The sequence below is a fragment of the Quyinboa sediminis genome (assembly GCF_042219855.1).
Taxonomy (GTDB): Bacteria; Bacteroidota; Bacteroidia; order Bacteroidales; family UBA5342; genus JBHJHP01.
The window spans coordinates 1,240,729-1,267,308 of sequence record NZ_JBHJHP010000001.1; the positions used below are offsets into that span (position 1 = coordinate 1,240,729).

20 protein-coding genes and 1 tRNA gene are annotated in these 26,580 nt (G+C 42.1%); 10 read left to right on the forward strand and 11 right to left on the reverse strand.

What is annotated here, in order from left to right:
* Positions 1-40 precede the first annotated feature (40 nt).
* Entirely contained in the window at positions 41-1,078 is a 1,038-nt protein-coding gene (gene asnA, locus ACE1EF_RS05125) for an aspartate--ammonia ligase (protein WP_375719548.1), read from the reverse strand.
* A 113-nt stretch (positions 1,079-1,191) separates the two neighbouring features.
* Here asnA and ACE1EF_RS05130 point away from each other — a divergent pair, with 113 nt between their 5' ends.
* Complete coding sequence (locus ACE1EF_RS05130) at positions 1,192-2,364, forward strand: MFS transporter (RefSeq protein ID WP_375719549.1); 1,173 nt, start codon at positions 1,192-1,194, stop codon at positions 2,362-2,364.
* Here ACE1EF_RS05130 and ACE1EF_RS05135 read toward each other — a convergent pair whose 3' ends face one another.
* Both ACE1EF_RS05135 and ACE1EF_RS05140 read right to left on the reverse strand, forming a co-directional pair.
* The gene (locus ACE1EF_RS05135) at positions 2,365-3,294 is read right to left on the reverse strand and encodes an NAD-dependent epimerase/dehydratase family protein (protein ID WP_375719550.1); all 930 of its coding nucleotides are present in this window, start codon (positions 3,292-3,294) and stop codon (positions 2,365-2,367) included. It abuts the gene before it with no gap.
* A gap of 124 nt (positions 3,295-3,418) precedes the next feature.
* Entirely contained in the window at positions 3,419-5,278 is a 1,860-nt protein-coding gene (locus tag ACE1EF_RS05140; RefSeq protein WP_375719551.1) for an Nramp family divalent metal transporter, read from the reverse strand.
* Positions 5,279-5,369: 91 nt separating this feature from the next.
* On the opposite strand from ACE1EF_RS05140, the gene ACE1EF_RS05145 reads away from it, so the two are divergent.
* Positions 5,370-6,026 carry a metal-dependent transcriptional regulator gene (locus tag ACE1EF_RS05145; protein ID WP_375719552.1) on the forward strand — a complete coding sequence of 219 codons (657 nt, stop codon included), beginning with the start codon at positions 5,370-5,372 and terminating at the stop codon, positions 6,024-6,026.
* 92 nt (positions 6,027-6,118) lie between these two features.
* Here ACE1EF_RS05145 and ACE1EF_RS05150 read toward each other — a convergent pair whose 3' ends face one another.
* From ACE1EF_RS05150 to ACE1EF_RS05180, 7 genes are all read right to left on the reverse strand, one after another.
* A complete protein-coding gene (locus ACE1EF_RS05150) occupies positions 6,119-7,723 on the reverse strand; it encodes a T9SS type A sorting domain-containing protein (RefSeq protein ID WP_375719553.1) in 1,605 nt (534 codons plus the stop codon).
* Between the two features lie 284 nt (positions 7,724-8,007).
* Positions 8,008-10,059, reverse strand: a complete 2,052-nt coding sequence (locus tag ACE1EF_RS05155; protein WP_375719554.1) for a TonB-dependent receptor plug domain-containing protein — start codon at positions 10,057-10,059, stop codon at positions 8,008-8,010.
* A 10-nt stretch (positions 10,060-10,069) separates the two neighbouring features.
* Entirely contained in the window at positions 10,070-10,888 is an 819-nt protein-coding gene (locus tag ACE1EF_RS05160) for a FixH family protein (RefSeq protein WP_375719555.1), read from the reverse strand.
* A gap of 135 nt (positions 10,889-11,023) precedes the next feature.
* On the reverse strand, positions 11,024-11,413 hold the full coding sequence (locus ACE1EF_RS05165; RefSeq protein WP_375719556.1) for a hypothetical protein: 390 nt from the start codon (positions 11,411-11,413) through the stop codon (positions 11,024-11,026).
* 120 nt (positions 11,414-11,533) lie between these two features.
* Positions 11,534-12,412, reverse strand: a complete 879-nt coding sequence (locus tag ACE1EF_RS05170) for a T9SS type A sorting domain-containing protein (protein WP_375719557.1) — start codon at positions 12,410-12,412, stop codon at positions 11,534-11,536.
* A 466-nt stretch (positions 12,413-12,878) separates the two neighbouring features.
* Complete coding sequence (gene odhB, locus ACE1EF_RS05175) at positions 12,879-14,147, reverse strand: 2-oxoglutarate dehydrogenase complex dihydrolipoyllysine-residue succinyltransferase (protein WP_375719558.1); 1,269 nt, start codon at positions 14,145-14,147, stop codon at positions 12,879-12,881.
* A gap of 12 nt (positions 14,148-14,159) precedes the next feature.
* A complete protein-coding gene (locus ACE1EF_RS05180) occupies positions 14,160-17,006 on the reverse strand; it encodes a 2-oxoglutarate dehydrogenase E1 component (RefSeq protein WP_375719559.1) in 2,847 nt (948 codons plus the stop codon).
* A 331-nt stretch (positions 17,007-17,337) separates the two neighbouring features.
* Between ACE1EF_RS05180 and pyrB the strand changes: the two genes are divergently transcribed.
* The 3 genes from pyrB to ACE1EF_RS05195 are packed head-to-tail and all read left to right on the forward strand — an operon-like array spanning position 17,338 to position 19,349.
* On the forward strand, positions 17,338-18,246 hold the full coding sequence (gene pyrB / locus ACE1EF_RS05185) for an aspartate carbamoyltransferase (RefSeq protein ID WP_375719560.1): 909 nt from the start codon (positions 17,338-17,340) through the stop codon (positions 18,244-18,246).
* Between the two features lie 17 nt (positions 18,247-18,263).
* Entirely contained in the window at positions 18,264-18,728 is a 465-nt protein-coding gene (pyrI, locus tag ACE1EF_RS05190; protein WP_375719561.1) for an aspartate carbamoyltransferase regulatory subunit, read from the forward strand.
* A 45-nt stretch (positions 18,729-18,773) separates the two neighbouring features.
* A complete protein-coding gene (locus tag ACE1EF_RS05195) occupies positions 18,774-19,349 on the forward strand; it encodes a flavin reductase family protein (RefSeq protein ID WP_375719562.1) in 576 nt (191 codons plus the stop codon).
* Between the two features lie 83 nt (positions 19,350-19,432).
* Here the strand turns inward: ACE1EF_RS05195 and ACE1EF_RS05200 are convergent, their stop codons facing one another.
* Positions 19,433-19,891 carry a GAF domain-containing protein gene (locus ACE1EF_RS05200; protein ID WP_375719563.1) on the reverse strand — a complete coding sequence of 153 codons (459 nt, stop codon included), beginning with the start codon at positions 19,889-19,891 and terminating at the stop codon, positions 19,433-19,435.
* A gap of 128 nt (positions 19,892-20,019) precedes the next feature.
* On the opposite strand from ACE1EF_RS05200, the gene ACE1EF_RS05205 reads away from it, so the two are divergent.
* The 5 genes from ACE1EF_RS05205 to ACE1EF_RS05225 all read left to right on the forward strand — a co-directional run bounded on the left by ACE1EF_RS05205 (position 20,020) and on the right by ACE1EF_RS05225 (position 25,203).
* Positions 20,020-20,643 (forward strand): hypothetical protein, encoded by a 624-nt coding sequence (locus tag ACE1EF_RS05205; protein ID WP_375719564.1) that lies wholly within the window; start codon positions 20,020-20,022, stop codon positions 20,641-20,643.
* Positions 20,644-20,652: 9 nt separating this feature from the next.
* On the forward strand, positions 20,653-21,531 hold the full coding sequence (locus ACE1EF_RS05210) for a zinc-dependent peptidase (RefSeq protein ID WP_375719565.1): 879 nt from the start codon (positions 20,653-20,655) through the stop codon (positions 21,529-21,531).
* 388 nt (positions 21,532-21,919) lie between these two features.
* Positions 21,920-23,431 (forward strand): rhamnogalacturonan acetylesterase, encoded by a 1,512-nt coding sequence (locus ACE1EF_RS05215; protein ID WP_375719566.1) that lies wholly within the window; start codon positions 21,920-21,922, stop codon positions 23,429-23,431.
* A 211-nt stretch (positions 23,432-23,642) separates the two neighbouring features.
* Positions 23,643-24,989: a glycoside hydrolase family 88/105 protein gene (locus ACE1EF_RS05220; RefSeq protein WP_375719567.1), complete on the forward strand. Its 1,347-nt coding sequence runs from the start codon at positions 23,643-23,645 to the stop codon at positions 24,987-24,989.
* 142 nt (positions 24,990-25,131) lie between these two features.
* Positions 25,132-25,203 (forward strand) — tRNA-Gly (locus ACE1EF_RS05225).
* Positions 25,204-26,580 lie beyond the last annotated feature (1,377 nt).

Consider the following 26,580-nt stretch of genomic DNA (forward strand, 5'->3'; position numbering starts at 1 on the left):
TAGAAATTCCACTGCCTTTAAAACTCTATGTGTTAGTCCATTAAATTAACGGGATATTGGCTTCGGCGCATTCCCTGATCATATCATCCGGCCAGATGCTGGATTGAATCTCTCCTACATGCGCTTTTCGCAGGTAAAACATACAAAGGCGACTCTGCCCTATACCGCCTCCAACCGAAAGTGGCAGTTTATCATTTAAGAGTTGCTGATGGAAAAACAATGATTTACGGTCATTCTGATCTTCAATTTCCAGTTGCCGTAAAAGCGCGGTTTTATCCACACGGATTCCCATGGAAGACAGCTCGAATGCACGTCCCAGCAGGGTATTCCACACCAGAATATCACCATTCAGACCTTTAAAACCGGCGCCGGTTTCTGTACTCCAGTCATCATAATCCGGTGCACGGCCATCGTGTTTTTCACCGTCTTCAAGTTTTGATCCGATGCCGATAACAAATACTGCACCATGCTCCCGTACGATCTTTTCTTCACGCTGTTTTGGTGTCAGATCAGGATATTTCTGCTGGAGTTCCTCCGTATGCACAAAATGTATTTCTTCGGGCAAAACCGGTTTGATATGAGCATACTCCTGGTAAACGAAAGTCTCTGTGCGCTTTATAACGGCATATATTTTTCGTACAATATATTTCAGAAAATCCAGTGTTCTCTCTTCAGACGACATCACTCTTTCCCAGTCCCACTGATCCACATACAAAGAGTGCAGGTTTCCCAGTTCTTCATCCGGCCGGACAGCGTTCATATCGGTATAAATACCATAACCCTGTTCGATATCCAGTTCTCCAAGCATCAGCCTTTTCCACTTAGCCAGGGAGTGCACTACTTCGGCCACCGTTTCATCCATGTCTTTGATGGGAAAAGCGACAGGCCGTTCAATACCATTCAGGTCATCATTAATTCCGGTTCCCCGCTTAACAAATAAAGGCGCTGTTACTCTACGGAGGCCCAGCTCAGCAGCCAGATTCAACTGAAAAAAATCCTTTATACGCTGAATGGCCGTTTCAGTATCTTTCAGATTTAAAAGGGGTTTGTACCCTTCGGGTTTAATCAAATAACTCATAATCTTTTATTTTAATTTGGGATCAACAAAAATAAAACTTTAAACCGCCAGCAGCAAAACATATATTACAGTTAACATATGCTTTCGGGCATCTTTCTTATTTTTGCAGCCGGATGCGAAACATACAGAACAATATCATCAACCTGTACCTCATAAAGGTGTCAAAATGGTTTATGCTGACGCAGCCTATCCTGATGCTTTACTTCAAGGATACAGGCCTGACAACCGAACAGGCATTCAAACTTAAGGCTATCTATTCAGCGGCTATAGTTCTACTGGAACTTCCCAGCGGCTATTTTGCCGATGTGCTTGGAAGACGCCTTACGCTTATTATCGGTGCCATTTGTGGCACACTGGGTTTTTTGTTCTATAGTCTTGGCAACGATTTCTGGTTTTTCCTCATCGCCGAGCTTACCCTTGGAATCGGCCAGAGCTTTATCTCAGGTGCTGACAGTGCCCTGATGTACGATACATTGCTGGTTACCGGCAGAGAGAAAAAATTTACACTGTTTGACGGCCGGACAACGGCGATCGGGAATTTTGCAGAAGCCGGATCAGCCATTCTGGGCGGTATCATTGCCGATATCAGCATTCGCTATCCATTCTTTATCCAGACCGGTATTGCGTTTATTGCGGTTCCTGCTGCTTTCCTTCTGGTTGAACCAAAATTTGAGCATCAATCCGATATCAAACGTGGCTTTATGGATATAATCCGTATTCTGAAGTCATCAATTTCTCATCCCATGCTGCGAAACAGTATTCTGTTCTCTTCGTTCACCGGACTGGGAACGCTAACTATGGCATGGATTGTACAGTTATACCTGGACGAAGGTTTGCATTTTTCCTATGGCCTTATCGGAACTTCAACCGCAATCCTCAACCTGATTGTCGCTTTGTTTGCAGCACTGGCCTATTATCTTTCCCGAAAAGTGAATAACAAGACCCTTCAACTTGGAATTTTGTTTTTCATTCCAACCGGTTTTTTTCTCACCGGATTGCTGAATAATTATATCACAATCGGCATTCTGGTGCTGTTTTACTTGGTACGAGGTGTAGCTACACCGGTACTTAAAAACTACATCAATGTCCATGCATCCTCCACGGACCGTGCAACAATTTTTTCCATCCGTAGTCTGGTAATACGGATACTTTTCGTATTAGTAGGACCATTATGCGGCTGGTTAATTGATAGTTATGGTTATCCAACCATGTTTATTACCATCGGATTTATGCTGCTGTTTTTAAATATGGCATTTGTCTTTCCGGGTTTGTTGCGTGACCGCTGATTATTCATAATCCGTGTGAACCACGGTCTCCACTCCGAAACTGTAGGGTGTCGGCATTACTTTAAACCGCTTCTCAAATTTATCGCTGTTAAACACATAATCACGATCATACTGATACAGCATTTCCGGCATCTCCTTCATAATCGGAACAAACCATCCCATTATTTTTATGATAAACTTACCAGCTACCTGGTATTTTGCTTTTACCCCAAACTCACTGGCTATCATCTCTATCCATTCCCTTCCGGTTGGCGGATTTCCGGCTGTTGGCAGATGCCATACCTGGTTGAAGGCATCGGGTGTATTACCAAGCAGAGCCGTAGCTCTTCCTGCATCCGGGGTATAGGTAAAGGAGTGTTTATAATCCACGGATGCCATCCAGTTGGCCCGTTTCCCCTTACTTAAGGGTTTGAATACCATTTCGTTCAGCATACTTGTATTGTCTATCCCGGGGCCGTAAAAATCAGCAGCACGCGCAATCAGAGCATTCAGTTTTCCGGTTGCCACATTTTCCATGATCATTTTTACCAGCTTTGCTCTGACTTTCCCCTTTTCACTTGTTGGATTCATTGGTGTTTCCTCCGTCATTCCATTCAGTGATTTCGGATCATACATGTAAACGTTATCGAAAAATACCAGTTTAGCCTTCTCTGCAATGCAGGCTTCAATCACATTTTTCATGAAAGCCGGCCAGGTTTCCTGCCACACTTTTGCATTGTAAGGGAAGCCAACCGTTACATATACAATTTCTGATCCTTTCACCGCTTTTTTAAGCTGATCCTGATCCAGAAGATCTGCAGTCATCAAGGTATCCGTTGGATTTACTTTTTCCGGATGACGGTTGACCAACCTGATATCTTTTGTGTACTTTAAAAGTGCTTTTGCCAGTTCCACTCCAATAGCACCACCGGCTCCTAAAATTGTTTGCATTCAAATCGTTTTTAAGTTCAATTTTTGTCTGTTTCAGCGGGATTGAATCTTTAATTGCAAGTAAGCTAAAGTTATGAAATTCATTGATTTGAAACGCAAATTTTAATGATTTTAAAGAGTTATATCAGTTTATTATAAATAGCGGAATTTTAATCCGGTGACGCACGGCATCCACCGTTGTTCCGAATACCAGGTCTTTGATTCCCTTATGCCCGTGAGCACCCATAATCAGCAAATCAATATCCTTGTCTTCAATGATCCTGGAAATCTCAACTGCTGCATTGCCAAAACCAATCTGTAACTTTGCTTTATAACCGTTTTCCTTTAAACTGTTCTGGTACCGCACAAGGCTTTCATTATCCAGCTGAGTTTCGTAATCCATGGTGTTTTTACCAAGATAACGTGCTGCCGCACTTTCCACTACGTGAATAAAGGTATAGGTGGCATCTTTCCCTCCCTGATACACCGCATTTTTTATCAGTTTCATATCGCTTCCGGAAAAATCAAGGGCAATACCAATATGCCTGTAGTTAATATCCTCAGCTTCTGCAAATTCCAGGGCACGCCCATGAGGCAACTGACGTCTGCGTTTTGGTACTGATTTAAAAAACGGATGAATAAAAATGTAAGCGAGTAACAGCAGGCTGGCAACAGCAACCGGTATCACAATGGTATATATCCATACCGGATTTTGAGATTCTTTGATCCAACCGGAAATTTCATCCATGACCAGTTTGATATTAAGGTAAACAATTACAGAAGCACTGAGCCAGGCCAGAACCTTTACCCACCATTTCAGTGCAAACTCTTTCATTTGTGTTTTATCCGAGGTAAAATGAATAAGTGGTATGACTGCAAATCCAAGTTGAAGACTCAGTACAACCTGGCTTAACACCAGCAGTCTGCCTAAGGCCGCATCACCAAAATAGATGATGGTAAACAAGGCCGGAATAATAGCCAGTAAACGGGTTATTAAACGCCGTAACCACGGTCTTATTCTCAGGTTCAAATGGCCCTCCATAACAATCTGGCCTGCCAGTGTACCGGTAATGGTTGAACTCTGTCCTGCAGCAATAAGTGCAATCGCAAAAAACGTCGGGGCAGCTTTGCCAAACAGATTATTCAAAAGTTTAGAGGCGTCCTGTATTTCAGCTACCTTAAAATAACCATTATAATGAAATGCAGCAGCAGCCAAAACCAGGATGGCAGCATTCACAAAAAATGCCAGGTTCAGTGCGATAGTTGTATCAAAAAGATTCAGTTTTATGGCACTTCTCATGCCCGTTTTATTTCTGTCAAATTTTCGGGTTTGAACCAGGGATGAATGGAGGTACAGATTATGTGGCATAACTGTCGCTCCAATTATTCCAATGGCAATATACAAGGCACTTCCATCCAGTTCCGAAGGAATGAATCCCTTTACAACATCACCGTAAACAGGGGAAACAATAAACATCTCTACCAGAAAAGAGAGACCAATGATGAACACCAGTGATACAATAAATGCCTCCATCGATCGAATACCTTTGTTAAGTAAGAACAGCAGAATCAAGGTGTCAAAAGCTGTTATGCTGATACCCCAGATCAGCGGTAACCCAAACAGCAGGTTCAAACCAATGGCCATACCGACAATTTCGGCCAGGTCGCAGGCTGCAATAGCAATTTCAGCAAGGATATAAAGGGGGATATTTGCCCATTTCGGATAGGCATTTTTAGAAGCCTGGGCCAGATCCATTCCACGAACAATGCCCAGCCTTGCACTCAGGGACTGTAGTAAAACAGCAATCAGATTTGACATTAAAAGTACCCATATCAGTTTATATCCAAATGCCGAACCACCTGCAATATCGGTTGCCCAATTCCCAGGATCCATATAACCGACGCTGACAAGATAAGCAGGTCCTATAAATGCAAGTATTTTCCTCCATCCTTTTTTATCGGTTCTAACCGAGGAATGAACTTCACTTAAAGATTCTGATTTCATATGTTATGTTTTTATTATCTTAGATATTTATTAGACTATTCTAACAATTATGTACTGCTATTGTTTATATTTGTAGAAAACAAACAGAAAAATGGCTTCACACACAGAAGAAAACTATCTTAAAACGCTCTTATCCCTATCCTGGGGAAAAGAGCAGGTATCGTTGTCGGATCTGAGCAATGATTTAAAAGTGAAGCTGCCCACAGCTAACAGTATGATTAAAAACCTGAAAAGCCAGGGGCTTGTAAACTATGAAAAATATAAGCCGGTCTCACTAACCGGGAAAGGCACAAAAATGGCTGCCCTGGTTTTACGTAAACACCGGTTGACAGAGATGTTTTTAACTGAAGTGATGGGATTTGGATGGGAAGAAGTGCATGAAATTGCAGAGCAGGTGGAACACATCAGTTCTCCGGCGTTTTTTGATAAAATGGACGAGATGCTGGGTTCACCGAAAACCGATCCTCACGGCTCTCCTATTCCGGACAGAAAAGGGAATATTATTCATTCTGCATTTATTCCGCTAAGCGCGTGTAAACCGGAACAAAGCGTTAGAATATCTGCGATATTAAACGATTCCGCAGAATTTCTCGGACTTTTAAACTCTAAGGAACTCGCGCTTGGAACTGAAATGACCATTATTGCTGTTGAGGCATTCGATGGTAGTATCACTGTCAGTTATAATAAATATCATAATGTTACCCTTTCAGAAAAAGTAAGTCAGCAGATTTTAGTTTCGGTTGAGTAAGCGTGCAACTTAAATTCACTCTCTCATTAATAAAAGCAAAAAAGACCCCGGAAATCCGGAGTCCTTTTTATATTGATCAAAGTTATTTTGCATTATTCCTTAATAAACTTCCGTACAGCCCTTGCACCATTTGCATCTTCCAATGTAACCATATACACACCCTTGGTAAGATCTGCTACGTTTATCTGGCGACTTACATTACGGAATTCTTTAACCTTCGTACCTGACAGGCTATAAACATTTACATTATAAGATGCATCGGAGAAGATCTTCAGATTATCCTTTGCATATGAAGCGACACCAACTGACGAGGTTAATCCCTGAATTGCATTATCAGGATTTTCTTTAATCACTACACTGTCAACTTCCCAGCTCACATAATTTGTACTATTAGGATCGCCTTGCGAATATTTATAAACAAAGGCAAAATGTACATTGTTACCATCTGCCATAGAAACATCCACGTTTTCTGCTTTAGTCCATATTTCCGATTCCGCAAGAGCCGGAAATGTTGCTCCTGTAACTTCAGTCCATGTTGCGGTTGACGGATCACCTATTCCGGCATAATCTGTTGAATAATATAACTTCAGGAAATTATCTGCATCGCTTTCAACACCGTACTTACGCCAGGTTTTGTACGAAATCACCTCATCTGATGTACCTGTCAGATCGAATCCCGGTGTGATCAGATAATCTATTTCTTCATCTCCGGAGTTATATCCGTTAGCTGCAGCATAACCATTTGTATAATACCACTTTTTAGTATCGCCGGAAACACTGTACGTATAAAAACCGCCTAAGTCTGTATTAAACTCTTCAGTAAATGGAAGAGAACCTGTAAATGGATAAACTTTGTACATCATTTCTGTTGAAGCAGAAATCTCACCCTCTGTATCTTGTGCTCCAACAACAAAATAAATTGTCGAACCCGCTGCCTGGGCAGGAATAGTACCAGTAAATACATCACCCGATCCTCCATTGGTCATAAATACCGGATTAATCGTCTGACCTGAAGCAGTCCCCCACAAAAGACCAGTTTTTGTCAGATCCAGTTCCTCATCATCCGTTATTGTTGCACTTACCGTAACCGCATCTGATGCTGTAATATCTTGTGCTGGAGATAAGGTAATATTCGAAATTGAAGGCGCACCATTTACAATTTCCACAAAGGAAAAATCATCCCAATAAACAACAGCCGTTCCATAAACCCTGACTTCAAAATAAAACTCATTAGCTGTTGCCGGGGCAATAACGGTTGTTGAATATGTACTCCATACACCGCCATTATTATCAAAATAACCGCCATCGGGACCTTGTAATACATCTGCATTTGTAGCATTGTCATTTACACCATCCTTCGACCATTTAGACCAGATTCTGGCATCAGTTCCGTCACCAGTATTTATATCAACTTTATACCAGACCGTTAGTGTATAACTTTTCCCAGGTGTAATTCCGGTAATTAACTGCCCCAGATCCGTAGTTACACCCGTTGCAGAATGTTTTGCAGAAAAAGATCCACCGTGTATATTGTCTGCATCTGCCTCTTTTGTAATCCCTTCTACATGCGTCCAACCGGTTGGAGTATTATCATCCTCCCAGGATTCAAAATCACCGTTGACTAAAAGATTTTGTGCCTGTAAGCCCATTGTGACAAATAAGGCTAGAACTAAAAATAACCTGTTAAAGTGTTTCATGTTTTATTTGTTTAGTTTAAAATATAAATTCCTGTCTGATTGTACATTCAACATTTACAAAACAGAATTAGTTTAAGCCATAAACATGAATAATATCAGCTATTGAATTTAAGCTGAGTGTCCGCAATCACCATGTTCGTATTTATCCTAATTCCATTGTCCAGAATTACGCAAAATGCGGGGCAGTTATGCCATCAATTAGCGCTTTTTACTGAACTTTAAATATCAAGCAATTTATGTTAATATGCAATATCAGCGGTATTACATAATTGTTATGTTTTAGTTTAAATCTTTATCCGTAGGCTCACGTATACCGACCTGCCCGGACGATATATATTGCCCCAGTCCAGATGCGTTTTATACGTTTTATTTAAAATATTGTTTACACCTGCCCCGATTTCCACACCAGACAATTGCAGCTCTGTCTCATATAAAAGACGCAGATTAATCAGGTTATAACCCGGTGTTTTCGTCTCTCCGTATGCTATGTTGATCCTGTTTTGGGCTGCGGCTATTTCATTTTCTGCCTGCAGGGTAAACCGGTTTTTCTGCACATAAACAGTTGTATAATTTTTAAATGGTTCGATCAAAGGAACCGGTTCACCAGTTGACAACCGGCCATAGGTATACCTGAATGTTGATACAACGCCAAAGAATTTTGCAGGAAGCCACTGCATATATAATGAATTACCGGATATCAGTGCTCCATCAATATTCTGATACATTCTTGTTCCGCTGGCATAAAGATTCATTTTAGGGATGGATGGATTGGTTATTCCCATGATGTAGTTGTGTATAAAATGCAAGCCGGCCTCCCCTTTCAGTTTAAACCTATCGGATGTATAACTCAGCTTAAAGCTGGCATCAAAAGCTGCTTCATTTTTCAGATCAGGATTTCCGATATAATCATATCCGTCGTAAGCATTAAACAGATAAAAACCGTATAGCTCACTTATATCCGGTATCCGTTCACTATAACCACCTCCAACGTAAATCATCCATTGTTTGTCCGGGTTCACTTTTAATGTGACATTGCCACCTTTTACAACCCTGGCATCGGGTTTTGAAACATCATAACCAAATACTGTAAACTGTCTCTGACCCGGAACTGAAATTACAGATGTTGTACTATAGTCGAGCCTGACATCCGCAATGAGTTTCAGTACTTCGCTGAAATTATGCGCATAACTGGTATATAGTCCCGACACAAACCGTTGCATATCCGGCCAGGTCTCCACATACATCGGTGGTTCACCGGGAGAGCGAAAGTTACGCATGTGCATGGTCATTTCAGCCCTGGCCTGGTTCAGATAATTATCAAGTTTCACAAATAAATGACCATTGTTTCCTACCCGATAATCCGCCTGTGCATATGCACCAAAAGTTTTACTCCAGCCCGGCATATCCATGCGCATCACCACGGTATCGCCAGTTTCGAGGTAAAATACAGAATCACGTTGCGAATCATCCATTTGATGATACACCGCATTCCCATACAGTTTGACTCTCAGCAGATCAAGTTTTCCCTGGTTCCATAATTTATAATCCAGGCTGTAAATCTGACCCGTTGCCTGAGACACGTCCATCGGCAGTGCCGGATAGCCTACATTCCGTGCATCATCATATAAAATATCGCCCCTTATAATCTGATTTTCTTTTAACTGATAGGCGACGGCACCATGCATATTTTTCTTGGAAAACTGCGAAAAAGGGACAATGCTACCATTACCATCACGGTATTCAGAGTGGTTTCTCGTGGTTGTACTGAATAAGAGTGCCCATCTGTTTTGGTTCAGATAAAAGGATATATTGCCGTCAATTCCTTTTGAGTTTCCGGTATATAACAACCCGCCTTCAGCGCCGTATGATTCTCCGGCACCCGGTATTGGTTCCTCGGTTACCATATTCAGTGAACCACCAATTGTACTTCCCATTCGGTTACCTTCTGATCCGGACAAGACCTGGATTGAGGACAGATTCACAGGTTCTATATACGATGTAACCGGGTCCATTTTATCGGTACAGGCGCCAAACATATGCATCCCGTCGATGGTAACATTTATCCGGCCGGCTCCCATTCCATGAATCAGAGGTTCCATGGCGTAGGCACCACGGCGGATAAGAGAAACGCCGCCAAGTCGTGCTGTAATATCATCAATGGATGAGAACTGCGATGTCTTGTAAAAATTCAGCATCAACCTGTCATTAACAGGTTGAAATGCTGATATCTTCACTTCATCAATTAAAAGCGTATCATTAGTCCTGTATGTCTGATGCTGTGCAGCTGCTTTAAACAGGACAAAAGACAGAAATAAGAGGAATGTAAGTTTATGCATAACCGGGAACTTACTGAAATGTAATATCAAAATAGGCATTATCCTTCACCATTCCGCTACCTTTCTTTATTACCAGGTTTACACGCCACCAACCGGTCATGGTAAAATTCACCTTGCCCTTATAGTGCCCGTTACCTGTGAATACAGGGTTTTCGTTATTGGGTGATCCATGATCCATTGAAGGCATTTCAGGTTCAATTTCCAGTGTCAGATCATCTGCTGCAGGGAAGCTCATCATATTTTGTTTATAATGTACCGCAAATTCGATGTCGTTCATTCCTACTACCGGATCCATAGGTGAAAGCAGTGACACGAAATAAACAGTACTGTCAATACCTGACACAACCATTATTTTGCGCACTTCATCCAAAGCTCTGACTTTAGGGAGCTGCAGGTTAATAGTATCCCTGAAACCTCCATCGTCAATCGTAAGCTTTAACGACCAGCCCATATCGTCTGTGGAAGGCATTATAAATACGATTGCACCGTCATAACTTCCATTCTGTTCAGATTGAACAGGGTTCTCTACAGGTGCTGCATGTACCTTTGTCATCATATCCATTAAAGGATGAAACTGCATCACGGCATCATTAACAACAGTTTGAGTTCCGGTTTCAAAAAGAGAAATATGTAGTTTATTATAGCCCTCAAACAGTGAATCAACGGCCATGATTTTTACACTGTAATCTCCTGAATGGCTAATCCCTTCAGCAATGGTGATCATTTCTGTCTGGTTAACCGGATCTGTGTTATTGTCTTCACATGAGGATAAAACCATTACAGATGGCAACAACAATGCACCTACATATCTTAAAAGTTTGTTTTTCATTTTTGCTATTATCTCAGTTAAAAAAATCAGTGATTGCAACACATAACCTGCAATCCTGTATCATATAAAATTTACAGTTATACATTTATGAATGTATGCTTTACGGATGTTGCCCAAACTAACGTTTCAGGCGTTTTACGGGATAATACGTTCAGGTGGATGAAAACAGTTGCGCCGGTAAAGGTAGGAATAAAGAAATTCAAGTTTGGTAAACAGATGTTTTACCACTTGTTGTTCCGGCTTTAATTGCTTTATGCTAATAATATATTCATCAAAATGCGACTTTAAATTCAGCTTGCCTGCAGGTGAATTCTGTTGGTTTTTTTCAGGTTGAGGGGCCACTTTTTTTATCTCTTCCTTAAGATGACAGCACCCGTTACAGGTATTCACTTCCTGATCCCGTTGTACACATAAGTTCTCAACAATATATTTATGATTCAGATAATATTCCAGCCAAGGTACTACCGGAAGAAATACCTGGAGTAAAAATACAGAGAGTAATATGCTTGCATACCAGCGGGTCATGCAACATAAACACGATGTTTTATAAATTGTTTAATCTCTGCCAGTTAAACTTAATCTGTTGAGAAAACGGGTGGCTTCCGGACATACCTTAAGCCACCCGGAGTACTGACAACTGCTCAATTAATGTATCAGGATCTTACCTGTAATAAACCGGTTTTCTGATTTTAACCGTACGATATAGGCTCCTTTTGTCAATTCTTCCAAAGAAACAGTCAACGTTTCAGGTATTACAGCTTTTATCAGCTTACCGTTCAGATTATAGATTTCCACTCTGCTGACAGTTTTGTCCTTAAGGACAATACAGTTACCTAGTTGTTTAAACTGATCGTGTTCCTGTTCTGTTCTGATGGCACCTGAAATGGTTTCCTCAAAAAGTTTAAATTCATCAAAAGCGATATCTTCCTTTCCACTGTTCAGGTTCACTGAAATTCTGAGTGCCAGGGTATCTCCCCAGACAAAGAAAGACTGTTCAATCTTAACCATGGTTCCTTCTTCAGATGAAATGCAGGTACTGTCGCCTATGGCATCAAAATCCGTATCCCAGTACATCAAAGCATTATAAGCAGAACCGTCATTACCGAAAACCAAAAGATTTTCCCAGTCTGAATCGTCAACTTTATACTGGAGTACAACGCCGTCAGTCCGGTCAATTTCACCTCCATCCTGAATTACTTCAGCAAACAAACCTTCAAAGCGCACTTTTACCATATTCTTAATGTCAATACCTGACCAGGTTAACTGTGAAGGGCTGTCACTGCCTTCCCAGCCGCCGTCGTCAATGTCCTGACCGGCAAAAAAGATGCTGTCTGTTCCGCTGTAGTGAATATCAATACTGTCGTTTGTCACCCGCTGGAAATAGTCTGATTTTCCATCGTTTCCTTCGCCACCCATGGTGACCTGGTACAAATCGGAAGTTAAAAAACTCTCATGGAAAAACTGTGCATTCATAAAAGGTGAATACGCCAATAACACAATTAAAAGTAAATGAATTGCTTTCATGGTTTAGTAATTTAGTGATTAATAACATGTTGGGTTAGGGCCCTAAAGTACAACGTTATGAAAATAAGTTTAGAAAGTCAATGCCTTGCACTATATTCTGCAACATATATAGCAACAAATATAATTAGTGATGTTCAGTATTTTGACGCTTAGTGTTTGTCTGCACAACTCTGTGAGTTTCATCTGCGGTACTCTGTGATAACTTTATTGTTTCTCGCTGATTTTCGCGGATTATTTTACGCGGATTTTCGCAGAACCTTCTTTTGAACAGCTTATATTTTGGCTTTGAGTTTCAGAGATAAATCTGTTTAATTTAATACTTTTCTGCGCGACTCTGCGTGTTTCATCTGCGGCACTCTGCGAGAACTCCTTTTATTTCTCGCTGATTTTAGCTGCTATGAAAAAGAAAAAGACGCCCAAATTGGGCGTCTCGACTACACATTATCTTGATACATGATACCAGATATTAAATTTCCATAAACAAGCCTTCCGGATTTTCAATATACTGCTTCAGTTTCACAAGGAAACTTACAGAATCTTTTCCATCAATGATCCGGTGATCGTAGGATAAGGCCACATACATCATCGGACGGATAACCACCTGACCGTTTTCAGCTACCGGACGTTCCACAATATTATGCATGCCCAGAATAGCAGATTGCGGCGGATTTATTATCGGTGTGGAAAGCAGGGACCCAAATACGCCACCATTGGTGATTGTGAATGTTCCGCCCGTCATCTCTTCAATAGACAACTTTGCTTCACGGGCTTTTTTAGCCAGATCTGCAATCTCCTGTTCTATCTGCGGTATGGATTTTTTATCAGCATCCCGCACCACAGGGACCATCAACCCTTTTGGCGTGGAAACTGCAATGGCCACATCAGCAAAATCAGGCAAAACAATCTGATCCTCCTCAATCCGCGCATTTACCATGGGGAAGTGTTTCAGTGTTTTTGCAACAGCTTTGGTGAAAAAGGACATAAAACCGAGCTTTATACCATATTTCTCGATAAACTGTTCATTATATGTCTGTCGCAGACTGATGATCCTGTGCATATCCACTTCGTTAAAAGTAGTCAGCATAGCTGTTTCATTCTTTACCGCAACCAAACGCTTGCTCAGTTTCTTCCTTAGCTGAGACATTCGCTGACGCTCTTCCTTGCGCCCTTCGTATTCCACATTGCCGGTTGGCAACGGTGCTTTCTTTTCATTGAGAACCATTTTAACTTCCCTGCTGCTGATCCGTTTAAGGCCATTAATGATATCTTCAACAGATACACCGGCTTCTTCCATCATAGCCTGAGCCACAGGCGTCACCTTAACATCGTTGGTTTCCGGAGATTTTTCCTGCGCCGGTTCAGAAGCTGTTTGCTTTTTCTCCGGTTTTGATTCTTTGACCTCCTCTTTTTCTGCAGGTTTCTCCACCTTTTTCGTTTCAGGTTCCTCTTTTTGTTCCTTTTTCGGTTCTTCTACCGCTTCCTCAGAAACAGCGCCTTTCGCCTCAGTATCAATTTTACAGGCAATATCACCCGGTTTGGCCATTTCACCCTCTTTTATAAGAATGGTAATTTTTCCACCCTGTTCTGCCAGAAGCGGTAATGTGGCTTTATCGGATTCAATCTCGGCTACCTCCTGGTCCTTTTTAACCTGATCGCCATCTTTGACATTCCACGTTGCCAGCTCAACTTCTGTAATGGATTCACCCGGTGAAGGTATTTTAATTTCTAAAATCATAGTAAATGGTTCTTATATTGAGAATTTTGACTGATCGTGTAAGAAATAATGTTGTTTAAGTATTTCCTTGCGTGAAGCACCTTCCACGCACTGCAATGCACAGTAATCATTATTCAGTTTACAGGTACACTTGCGGAAAACTTTATCAATAATTTCCTTCTGCCCTACTTTATGCAGGCCTTTCAGTCCGGTAGCAGGACTTCCGCTTTTACGGCGTGCAACAGGAATGAGCTGTACATCACGCAGATTTTCGCGGATATAATACCATGCTCCCATATTCTCCGGTTCTTCCTGAACCCAAAGATGTAATAAGGCATTGGAATACTTACTGATTATATTTTTTATAGCTTCCTCAGGAAACGGATGCAGCTGTTCAATACGAATCAGTGCTACTTTCTGTGCATCAAGATCCTGTTTTCTTTCCAATAGATCGTAATAAATTTTTCCGGTACAGAATACCACGCGAGTAACATCTTCCGGTTTATTATTATCGCAGTCTATCACTTCCTGAAATTCACCTTTGGTTAAATCGTCGTAAGTAGAAACAGCTTTGGGATGCCGTAAAAGGCTCTTTGGTGTAAATATGACCATAGGCACCCTGAAATCCCTCAACATCTGACGACGGAATGCATGGAAGAGATTGGCCGGTGATGTCAGGTTCATAATCTGCATATTGTTCCGTGCAGCCAGGGCAAGAAAGCGTTCAATACGTCCGCTGGAATGCTCCGGTCCCTGACCTTCGTAAGCATGTGGCAGCAACAGTACCAGGCCGTTCATATTGCCCCATTTCTCCTCACCGGAGCTTACAAACTGGTCGATGATGACCTGTGCCACATTGGCGAAATCGCCAAACTGCGCCTCCCAGATGGTCAGTGTATTCGGATCAGCCAGAGCATAACCGTATTCAAAGCCCATAACACCATACTCATTCAGGGGAGAGTTATACACACTGAAACGTCCACCTTTCTTTCCAACATTTTGTAAGAGCTTAAAGCGCTTCTCACTTCCCTCTACTGTAAGTTCAGCATGACGGTGTGCAAATGTTCCACGAACAGAATCCTGGCCACTTAAGCGTACGCCAAAGCCCTGTTCAATGAGTGTACCATACGCCAGCAGCTCTGTCATTCCCCAGTCGAAAACACCGTTTTCAACCATGTTTTTACGATCGTTTACAATCTTTACCGCTTTACTGAACAGATTTATATCATCCGGTAAAAGGTTGATGCGGTTGCCGATATCCACCAGATCGTCCTTCTTTACCGCTGTTTTCACAGGTTTAAAGAAATCTTCCAAATCCGGATAACGGAAATCCTTCCAGGTAAGTGGCATAAACTGCCGGATATCCAGTTTTTTTGATTCCCTTGCAACGGCAAGCTTATCCTCCAGCATCTGGTTGTAATCCTCATTCATCTTTTCCAGCTCATCGGCAGTACAAACGCCCTCTTCGATAAGCTTTTGTCCGTAAATATCCTTCGGATTCGGATGGCTGGCAATTTCTTTATACAACAACGGTTGCGTGAATCTCGGTTCATCACCCTCGTTATGGCCATACTTTCTGTAGGACAGGATATCTATGAAAACATCTGAATTAAATTTCTGTCTGAATTCCGTTGCCAGTAAAGCCGTATAGACAATGGCTTCCACGTCGTCACCGTTGACATGAAAAACCGGGGCACGGGTAACTTTTGCCACATCGGTACAATAGGTACTGGAACGTGCTTCAAGGTAATCGGTAGTGAACCCTACCTGGTTATTGATTACGATATGCACTGTCCCACCCGTCTTGTATCCGGGCAACTGTGCCATCTGCACTGTTTCGTAAACCACACCCTGTCCGGCAATGGCGGCATCACCATGAATGGCAATGGGCACAACGCTGTTGACATCGCCGGCATGCTTGTTGTTTATCTTTGAACGTGTAATGCCTTCCAGTATTGGCAAAACAGCTTCAAGGTGCGATGGATTAGGGACCAGGTTAACCAGGGTTTTATATTTGTGGTGAATCTGAGCTTCACGACCATATCCCAGGTGATATTTCACATCTCCAAGTGAGATGCGTCCCTCATACTCTTCCCCTTCAAATTCACGGAATATATGTTCCGGTGGTTTCTGCAGAATATTTGCCAGTACATTCAGTCTTCCACGGTGAGCCATACCAATAGTATATTCTTTGGCTCCCATCTCCACACCTTTAAAACCGATGGCAAAAATAGCCGGAATAAGTGCTTCGGTTCCTTCAAGAGAAAACCGTTTTTCACCTATAAATTTCTTATGAATAAACTGTTCAAAATCGACAGCCTGCATCAGCTGCTTGTAAAATGCTTTTTTCTGGCGGGGTGTAAAACTGATCCTGTTCTGAGACTTTTCCATACGTTCCTCCAGCCAGGAAACGACTTCGGGATGTCGCATATACAGGTATTCAACACCAATGGATTTACAATAGGTATTTTTAAGATGTGAAATGATATCCTTCAGTTTGGCTGATCCCAGACCAATATGATTACCGGCATAAAATTCCCTGTCAAGGTCATCCTCTACCAGTCCGAAGTTTTCTATATCAAGTGTAGGAAAGTATTTCCGGCGTTTTCGCACAGGATTGGTTTCTGTAAACAGATGCCCCCGCTGACGGTAGGCCATTATCAGGTTCAACACCTTAAACTCTTTATCGCTTAAGGCATCGCCTTCTACGGCAACCGGATCTTTATACGCTTTTAAAGCAAAATCGAAACCTTTAAAAAAGTCTTTCCAGGAATTTTCAACACTTTCAGGATCTTCCAGGTATTGCTGATACATTGCATCAAGGGATCCTATCTCACTATTAGCTAAATAACTGAATGGGTCGTTGTTCTTTTGTGCCATTGACACTGCTGTTTTTTTGTATAAAACAATCCACAGTATAAAAGGTTTTATAAAATATTTTTTAATTAAAACCTGTTGAAAACTGTGTGAAAAAAATCACTCAATAAGATTACATTATCGCGGTAAATATACTATTTTTGAGCTTTAAGATGACTAAAATAATTCCAAACTGCAACCTCCTAAGCAAATCAGGGCACAGTAAGTCCCCGAAAGGGTTTCGGTTTTATTTTTCCGACAACGAAAAACAAACAATAAATTTCAGATAAACCAATGTTACACAACGTAATGTTGGTTTTTTTTTGACTTAAAAACTGAAAAACACAAGGAATACATGAAACACAAAAGTTTAGTATCAATTACGGATTACTCCAAAGAGGAGATTCTGAGAATTGTTGATCTGGCTGCTTATTTTGAGAAAAATCCCAACCAGAACCTGTTAAAAGGGAAAGTGATTGCCACTTTGTTTTTTGAACCATCCACCCGTACACGGCTGAGTTTTGAAACAGCCATTAACAGACTGGGAGGAAGAGTTATCGGATTTTCGGATTCCAAGTCATCCAGCACCTCAAAAGGCGAAACACTCAAGGATACCGTTAAGATGGTCAGCAACTATGCCGATCTCATTGTGATGCGTCATCCGCTGGAGGGCAGTGCCAAATTTGCTTCAGAGCAGGCATCCATTCCGGTGGTCAATGCGGGCGACGGTGCGAACCAGCACCCATCACAGACCTTGCTTGATCTGTACTCAATCCAGAAAACCCAGGGTACACTTCAGGATCTCAACATTTTTATGGTAGGTGACCTCAAATATGGCCGCACGGTGCATTCCCTGCTGATGGCCATGGCACACTTCAACCCAATCTTCAATTTTATCTCTCCGGATGAACTGAAAATGCCGAAAGAGTATAAAAACTATTGTACGGCAAAAGGACTGCGTTATTTTGAACATTCCGAATTTACAGAGATCATCAGTGAAGCCGATATTTTATATGTGACCAGGGTTCAGCAGGAACGTTTCAATGATCCTATTGAATATGAAAAAGTTAAGAATGTTTATGTGCTGCGTCGCAAGATGCTGGAAAACACCAAGCCCAACCTCAGGGTTCTGCATCCATTACCCCGTGTGAATGAGATACACGAAGATGTGGACAGCAGTGAAAAAGCATATTATTTTGAGCAGGCACGCAACGGGGTATTTACCCGTATGGCAATTATTGCTTATGCCCTTGGACTTGTATAACCGAAAAAATGACACAAATGGCTAAAAAAGAATTAAATGTAAGTGCATTACAGAACGGAACTGTAATCGATCATATTCCGGCTCAGAATCTGTTTAAGGTCATTAATATTCTGGGACTCGACAAAGTAAAAACCATGATTACCTTCGGCACCAATCTGGACAGTAAGCAACAGGGTAAAAAGGGGATTATAAAAATATCGGAGTATTATTTCAAGGATAACGATGTGAATAAAATTGCGCTGGTAGCTCCACAGGCTAAACTTAACACCATTGAGGATTACCAGGTAACAGAAAAGAAAGTGGTTGAAGTTCCCGATGAAATCACCGGCGCTGTTCGATGCATGAATCCGGCCTGTGTGACCAATCACCAAAGAATTACGACCCGGTTTTATGTCACCGACAAACAAAATATAAACCTGAGGTGCCATTACTGCGAAAAGATAACGGACCAGGAAAACCTTAGATTTATAATGGAAGAATAGGATTTTTTCATTCCGAACAATATCTTTGCAACTCATCAAACGATTATGGCTAAAATCAACTGGAAGCCGGGAACAATGATCTATCCCTTACCTGCAGTAATGGTAAGCTGCGGTTCAACCCCGGACGAACATAACATTATTACAGTTTCATGGACCGGTACCATCTGTACCAATCCACCCATGTGTTATATTTCGGTTCGACCCGAACGGTACTCCTATCCGATCCTTGTGAAAAACATGGAGTTTGTGATCAACCTGACCACCGAGGATATAGCAAAAGCTACCGACTGGTGCGGTGTGCGCAGCGGTTCGGAGTATAATAAATTTAAAGAAATGGGATTAACCATGGGAAAAGCATCAGTGGTTAATGCTCCGGTTATTGAAGAATCGCCCATTAATATAGAGTGTAAGGTTAAAGATATTGTGCCGCTTGGGACTCACCATATGTTTATTGCCGAAGTGGTTAATGTGATGGCCGATGATGCCTACCTGAATGAGAAGACCGGCGCATTTAAACTTTCTGCTGCCAAACCAATTTCGTACGTTCACGGGCATTACTACGGTTTAGGTGAAGAAGTGGGCAAATTCGGTTTTTCGGTTCAGAAAAAGAAAAAAGAATAATACGTATTTTAGTCACCTGGTGATTATTTACAAAACGGAATTATTCACCGGGTGACTATTTTGCAAAACTCATCCGCTGACTTTCAAGCGTAAATCAACCCAACTATTTTCTCCAGCCCTTCCCTGTCAATCGCATCAAAACTGTTCAGTTCTCGGCTGTCCACATCCAGACATCCTGTAATTTTTTCTCCGTTTTTTAACGGTACCACAATCTCTGAACTACTGAGGCTGCTGCAGGCAATATGTCCCGGAAATTCCTCCACATTCCCCACCAATACAGTTTCCATTCTGTCGATACCCGCCCAGCAAACACCCGTGTGCTGTTTCAGCCTGAGACAGGCCAGCGGTCCCTGATACGGCCCCACATGAAGCTGCTCTCCATCCAGAAGGTAGAATCCGGTCCAGAAGAAATAGTCCATTTTATGGTGCAATACTGCAGCAATGGTTGCCATTCTCGACACCGGGTTGTTAACCGGTTCAACCAGTTCCTTAATCTGCAGGAACATCCGCTCGTACCGAGCCGCTTTTGTTTTTGCGTTCATCCCGTAATATTTGGAGCAAAATAAGTACAATTCCCATCCAATTGCAAGCCTGTTTTACCCTGTTTATCAAGTTGCAGGAGAACCAAAACAAAAAAAGTGTATTTTTACCTGAGTCAAAAACATTTACCATGAAACCACTTTTAACTTTTTTACTTGTGATGTTTTGCCTTAATGGCATGGCACAAAACTTTACCCTGTCTGAATCCGGATCAAAAAAAGCTGAAAAGAAGGCCTCTGCAGAAGCTGTGATGTATGGCAAAAAAGGATTTGTTTGCAAGGACGGAAGCGACTTAAAACAGTCGCTGCTGGACTTTTACAAAGACGTGAACCTTAAGGATGAGAAGGGAGTCCCGAAATACATCTGGGGCATGGGCATTTCAAAGGCTTCTACCGAAGAAGAGGCATACAAAGGCGCTTACAAGGATGCCATTGATAATGTGCCGGGTGTTATGATCACCTATTTTCAGATGTGGACCATGTCGTCGGGAGCAACTGACGAAGAGCAGCAACAGGTACAAAAAGCAATAGAGAATGCAAAAAAAGCGATAGAGCAAGCCTGTGCATCCGAGGAATATAACGTAAAGGTTCACCTGGTTAATACAATGTCGAATACGGTACAGGTTCATGTAAGAACACTTACAGATCAAAATAAAATGAAAGAAGTTGCCCGCCTTGAGATCATGAAGGAGCTTAAAAAGTCTACCGACTGGGATGAGCCCAAAATGCGTTCTCTGCTCACATTTAAAATGTAACAGCCAGATATGAATTACAGTGTTTTTGCCATTGTCATACTGGCCGGCATCGGTATTTTTTACCTGTATAAAAATGCACACACCAGCAACTGGCGTCTGCCGGAAAAACCCTTTCCCGAACAGTGGCGAAAGATTCTGAGAGATTACGTGGAATATTACAGGTCGCTGGACAAAACAGATCAGGATCGTTTTGAATATAAAGTAGTTGAATTTTTACTGAATTACAGGATTACACCGGTGGACTGCACCATCGACATGACAGACCGGCTTCTGGTTGCTGCCAGTGCCACTATTCCGGTTTTTTCTTTTCCCAGCTGGCGGTACAACAACCTGAATGAAGTCCTTATCTATCCGTCATCCTTTAACGATGGTTTTCAGATTTCAGGCAAGGATACCAATATACTGGGGATGGTTGGAACCGGCTTTATGGAAGGTAAAATGATCCTGTCGAAAACAGCTCTTAAAAACGGTTTTTTATACAGCAGTGACAAGCGGAATACGGCGATTCATGAATTTGTCCACCTAATAGATAAGGCAGATGGTACTACAGATGGAATTCCACAACTGCTTCTGGAAAAACAGTATGCTCTGCCCTGGCTGAACCTTATATCCGGTGAAATAGAAGCCATTACCAGCGGCCGGTCTGATGTAAATCCGTACGGTGCCACAAACCGTGCTGAATTTCTCTCTGTGGCCAGCGAGTATTTTTTTGAGAATCCGGCCATGCTCTCAAGCAAACACCCTGAACTATACAAGCTGATGGAAGAGATTTTTAACCAGGATCTTAAAAATCAAAAAAAAGTTTTAAAGACAGTGATTCACCGCAATGATCCATGTCCCTGTAACAGCGGGAAAAAATACAAGCGATGCTGTGGTAAAAACAGCTGAAGGCGCACAAATATCAGGTAAAGGCATTCCCTACACATCTCAATTTTTATTATTTTTATGCCAGTTTTGAGTAAAAGCAATAAGGGTCAGGTCAATTATGAAATGACAGATGATTTTATTCCCGCGCCTACCCTTTAATTCCCTGAAGGGAAGATCCCACAGGGAAGGATTTCATCTTTTCCGCGTGTAGCGGAGGCTTTAGCGGAGGAACATGAGGGCAAGTGTGCGAATTAGCTGGTTATTTTTGATTTTTGACACAACAAGAAGAACAAACTGATATAACATATCAGTATACAATATTTTGATACTTCAGGCTTTTTATGTTTTTAATCGCTCATAATAAATAATGGAAATTGACATATAAATTGATGAACCAAAAAAAATAAAAATGACCAGATTTCTGAAATTCATTCTGCTGGTGTTTCTTTTCAGTGGATGCCATTCAAAAAAAGAAGAAGAAAAAGTACCAAAACCAACTGTTTACATTATCGGCGATTCCACGGTTAAGAACGGACAGGGAGACGGCGCCGGCGGACTCTGGGGCTGGGGTGATCCCATTGTCCAGTTTTTCGATACCAGCAAAGTTGTAATTGAAAACCATGCCTTAGGTGGAACCAGCAGCCGAACCTACAGAACCAAAGGCCTGTGGGACAATGTGCTGAACCGGCTAAATCCGGGCGATTACGTTTTGATGCAATTCGGGCACAACGATAACGGCCCGTTAAATGATAATTTCCGTGCGAGAGGAACCATTCACGGTATTGGCGAAGAAACTGAAGACATAGACAACATGCTGACCGGCGAACATGAAACGGTTCACACTTATGGCTGGTACCTTAGGCAATACATCACCGAAGCCAAAGCCAAAGGTGCCATACCGATCGTCTTTTCTCCAATTCCGAGAAACGACTGGAACAGCGAAGGCAAAGTAATCCGCAATGATGATAATTACGGGAAATGGGCCCGTGAGGTTGCCGATTTCGAAGAGGTATGTTTTGTGGATCTGAATGCAAAAATGGCGGCTGCCATGAATAAGTTAGGCAAAGACAGCGTAACCGGTTTTTATTTTTTCAAACGCGACCACACCCATACATCAGCAGAAGGAGCTGTTTTGGCAGCCTCAAAAGTTGCAGAAGGCTTAAAAGAACTGGAGGATTGCAGCCTGAAAGATTATCTGCTGGCAAATCCTGTCATTAAATTCCCTGTAAAACGTAATGTCTGGATCATCGGTGACTCTACGGTAGCCAATGGCCGGGACAGCGTTATCGGCTGGGGACGGGAATTGTATGCCTACATGGACACTACGCGGGTAAATGTCATCAATAAAGCCCGTGGTGGACGAAGCAGCCGAAGCTACCGCTACGAAGGACTATGGAAAGAGGTTCTGGATCAGCTTAAAAAAGGTGATTTTTTACTGATCCAATTCGGGCATAACGATGGTGGTCACCTTGATAAGCCCAAATTCAGGGGCTCACTGAAAGGGATGAGCGATTCTGTGATTCAGATTACCCGCCCGGACAGCACCATGGAAATTGTACACACCTACGGCTGGTACATGAAAAAATATATATCTGAGGCTCAGGACAAAGATGTAAGTGTTATTGTAATTTCCCAGATCCCCAGAAACATATGGCACGATGGAAAAGTGGAACGTGTAGATGATAGTTACGGATTATGGGCAAAGGAAGCTGCTGAAGCTGAAGGTGCATTTTTTATCGACCTGAATAATGCTGTGGCAGAGATTTACGAAACCATGGGACCTAAAATGGTGAGTGAGTATTTTCCAAAGGATCATACGCATACCAACGAAGCCGGTGCCAAACTTAATGCATTGACCCTTGCCGAGCAGATTCGTGAGTTGAGGGACTGCAAACTGAGAGGTTATGTGGAGTTGAAATAGTATCAGGTATCAGGTAACAGGTATCAGGTAACAGGTATCAAGATATAAAATTTAAGATATAAGACGTAGGACTAAGGTTATTGTAAGTCATTCATTTATAGAATGAAGGGTTTATTTTACCCCTCTGACAGCCACCTTTAAAATAAGGGGGAGACGATAAGGAAATACCGTGGCAAGCCACGAGAAATAATTCAATTAAACATCTGAAAATATGAACATTAAAATTGTAACCGCATCCCTGACCGGGTTATTATTTATCACCGTTTCATTGCATGCACAACAGAAGCAAACAGACTCCAATACGCCGCTTCACCTGATGCAGCCGGATTATGAAACTCCGTACCAAAAACCACAGGAGGCAGATATTGTTAAGGTTCTGGACCGCGTGTATGCTTATCTCAGTGCCACCACCCCAACCATTCTTGAAGATAAAACAACGGGGAAGGAAATTCAGGATCAGGCAGAAATTAACCTGAACACTATATTTAAGCCCGGCGATTTCCGGCTTATCAGCTATGAATGGGGTGTTACCTATGCTGGCATGCTTCTGGCCTCAAAGGCTACGGGTGATCCTAAATATGCCGGCTACACGTTTCAACGCATCCGCTTCCTGGAAGATATCCGGCCGTGGTTCTTGAAACTTGACCAAGATAATCCCGGAAAGCACCATGCCATGTACAGGGTTCTGCATCCCCATGCCCTGGATGATGCCGGCGCCATGTGTGCCGCAATGATAAAGGCTGAACAAGACGGCTACGATGGTGATCCTGATCCGATGATTGAAAACTTTATTGATTACATTCACAACAAACAATTCCGCCTGAACGACGGTACGCTGGCCCGCAACAGGCCACAGCCCAACTCACTCTGGCTGGATGACCTGTTTATGAGTGTTCCGGCGCTTGCCCGGATGGGGAACTACACGGGGGAAACCGTTTATTACGATGATGCCGTAAAGCAGGTATTACAGTTTTCGGAACGCATGTTTAATGCTGAGAAAGGGCTTTTTATGCATGGCTGGATCCAGGAAATGGATGAACACCCACAGTTTCACTGGGCGCGTGCCAATGGCTGGGCTATTATGGCCATGGTAGAGTTACTGGATGTGTTACCGGAAAATTATGAGGGCCGGGAGCAGATTCTGGATCTGTTACAGAAACATATTTACGGCCTTGCCAGATACCAGTCCGGACAGGGTTTCTGGCATCAGTTAATAGACAGAAACGATACCTACCCTGAAACATCGGCGACCGCCATTTACACCTATTCCATAGCCAAAGCAATTAATAATGGCTATGTTGACGCCAAAGTTTATGGTCCGATGGTTTGCCTGGCGTGGAATGCAGTAGCCACTAAAGTCAATGCCAAAGGACAGGTTGAAGGAACCTGCGTGGGTACCGGCATGGGCTTTGATCCTGCCTTTTATTATTTCCGACCCGTTAATGTGTATGCCGCCCACGGATATGGTCCGGTGTTACTGGCTGGAGCCGAAATGATAAAACTGGTGAACACACACAAGATTGAAATTAACGACAGTGCACTGATGTTTTACGATTAAAGCATTTTAAAACAATTTGAATAAAGCAGTGCTGATTTAGTGCTGCTTTTTTATGTGATTTAATAAAATGAATTAAAATGCTTCAGTGATGCAATATCCAATCAGTATTTTACTTACTTTTGAGATGTAGATAACAGTACAGGCGGGAGTAGCTCAGGGGTAGAGCATCAGCTTCCCAAGCTGAGGGTCGCGGGTCCGAATCCCGTTTCCCGCTCATTATTCTTAAAGTTCATTCTAAAAATAATATTGTAGATTGCTGAGGGTCGCCGTTCCTCCCGATGTGTCGGGACCGTTTCCCGCTCTTTATTCTTAAAATTCATTCTAAAAATAATATTGTAGATTGCTGAAGGTCGCGGCTCCTCCCGATGTGTCGGGACCGTTTCCCGCTCATTTCAATTCAGTTCATAAGTTGCTCATTTACAAGATAGTTAGGTACGGACATCTGTCAAACAAAACCGACACCGTGTTTTATTCAGAAAATCTTCTCCCCTGTTTTTTCTCAGCGAATATAACCGGCATCTTCTCCTTCAACGTATTTCATTTGAACCTGATTCATTTCCTGTTCAGTTTATAATTTAAAATCTTTCCATATTGCAATCCTGCCAGCATGAACTGCTTGCTTATAATTGAATTTTATCTATATTTAAAATTGATTTTGCCTGCAATTCTTTAGGAAGTATGAACGCTATTTGATTTAATTCCGGAAATAATTCATTTTCCGTGAATACATCCTCAGTATTCTTATGTAACTGAGTTGGCGAAGCAGTGAAAAAATGGTAGTTTACAATAAGGATTTTGATTTGAGTAATAAAGGATCCGTCCGCGAATAACGATATAAAACTTTGATTATCTTTAAAAAAATAAAATCGACAAAAGTTCGGCTTTATCGACCAATACGGTACGATATACCGAATTTATATCGGTATATATACTAGTTAGGTGCAACCGTCATTAAATTGACTGTCAATTTTAATTTAGTTGCTGCTCTTAGCTGGTTAGACGTTAATTTGCCAACGCTTTATTTAAATGGTGCTTAGAGTTGGCGGACACCGGATTAACGTCTCCCCTATGCTGGTCTTCACGTTTGAGTAGTTAGGGTGTGATCTTTAAACTCAAAGTTGTCGCAGCAACTGTCCTTAGTACCAGGAAAGTTTCGTGTTTTGGGTTTTCAGGTTAATGACAGGGAAATTGAGCGGGAAAGATGACCAGATCTTACAATCTCAATGCGGGCTGACAAAGAAACAGCAGCACCTAACACACGGTCATACTGCATGGCAGTACTTTTAAATAAAATAATTCAACGTTCGCTGCAAGCGCTTTTCGTCCTGACAGTTCCTATCCTATCGGACAGAAACTGCCACGACACCATACCGCGGGAACGTTAGGTGCAACCGTCATTAAATTGACTGTCAATTTTAATTTAGTTGCTGCTCTTAGCTGGTTAGACGTTAATTTGCCAACGCTTTATTTTAATGGTGCTTAGAGTTGGCGGACACCGGATTAACGTCTCCCCTTTGCTGGTCTTCACGTTTGAGTAGATAGGGTGTGATCTTTAAACTCATAGTTGTCGCAGCAACTGTCCTCAGTACCA

Coding starts and splice junctions, on each gene's coding strand:
- ACE1EF_RS05150 (WP_375719553.1), bottom strand. CDS start 7,723: ATGAAACACTTTAACAGGTTATTTTTAGTTCTAGCCTTATTTGTCACA.
- ACE1EF_RS05200 (WP_375719563.1), bottom strand. CDS start 19,891: ATGAACGCAAAAACAAAAGCGGCTCGGTACGAGCGGATGTTCCTGCAG.
- ACE1EF_RS05215 (WP_375719566.1), top strand. CDS start 21,920: ATGACCAGATTTCTGAAATTCATTCTGCTGGTGTTTCTTTTCAGTGGA.
- ACE1EF_RS05195 (WP_375719562.1), top strand. CDS start 18,774: ATGGCTAAAATCAACTGGAAGCCGGGAACAATGATCTATCCCTTACCT.
- pyrI (WP_375719561.1), top strand. CDS start 18,264: ATGGCTAAAAAAGAATTAAATGTAAGTGCATTACAGAACGGAACTGTA.
- odhB (WP_375719558.1), bottom strand. CDS start 14,147: ATGATTTTAGAAATTAAAATACCTTCACCGGGTGAATCCATTACAGAA.
- ACE1EF_RS05130 (WP_375719549.1), top strand. CDS start 1,192: ATGCGAAACATACAGAACAATATCATCAACCTGTACCTCATAAAGGTG.
- ACE1EF_RS05160 (WP_375719555.1), bottom strand. CDS start 10,888: ATGAAAAACAAACTTTTAAGATATGTAGGTGCATTGTTGTTGCCATCT.
- ACE1EF_RS05170 (WP_375719557.1), bottom strand. CDS start 12,412: ATGAAAGCAATTCATTTACTTTTAATTGTGTTATTGGCGTATTCACCT.
- ACE1EF_RS05135 (WP_375719550.1), bottom strand. CDS start 3,294: ATGCAAACAATTTTAGGAGCCGGTGGTGCTATTGGAGTGGAACTGGCA.
- ACE1EF_RS05180 (WP_375719559.1), bottom strand. CDS start 17,006: ATGGCACAAAAGAACAACGACCCATTCAGTTATTTAGCTAATAGTGAG.
- ACE1EF_RS05155 (WP_375719554.1), bottom strand. CDS start 10,059: ATGCATAAACTTACATTCCTCTTATTTCTGTCTTTTGTCCTGTTTAAA.
- ACE1EF_RS05165 (WP_375719556.1), bottom strand. CDS start 11,413: ATGACCCGCTGGTATGCAAGCATATTACTCTCTGTATTTTTACTCCAG.
- asnA (WP_375719548.1), bottom strand. CDS start 1,078: ATGAGTTATTTGATTAAACCCGAAGGGTACAAACCCCTTTTAAATCTG.
- ACE1EF_RS05205 (WP_375719564.1), top strand. CDS start 20,020: ATGAAACCACTTTTAACTTTTTTACTTGTGATGTTTTGCCTTAATGGC.
- pyrB (WP_375719560.1), top strand. CDS start 17,338: ATGAAACACAAAAGTTTAGTATCAATTACGGATTACTCCAAAGAGGAG.
- ACE1EF_RS05145 (WP_375719552.1), top strand. CDS start 5,370: ATGGCTTCACACACAGAAGAAAACTATCTTAAAACGCTCTTATCCCTA.
- ACE1EF_RS05210 (WP_375719565.1), top strand. CDS start 20,653: ATGAATTACAGTGTTTTTGCCATTGTCATACTGGCCGGCATCGGTATT.
- ACE1EF_RS05220 (WP_375719567.1), top strand. CDS start 23,643: ATGAACATTAAAATTGTAACCGCATCCCTGACCGGGTTATTATTTATC.
- ACE1EF_RS05140 (WP_375719551.1), bottom strand. CDS start 5,278: ATGAAATCAGAATCTTTAAGTGAAGTTCATTCCTCGGTTAGAACCGAT.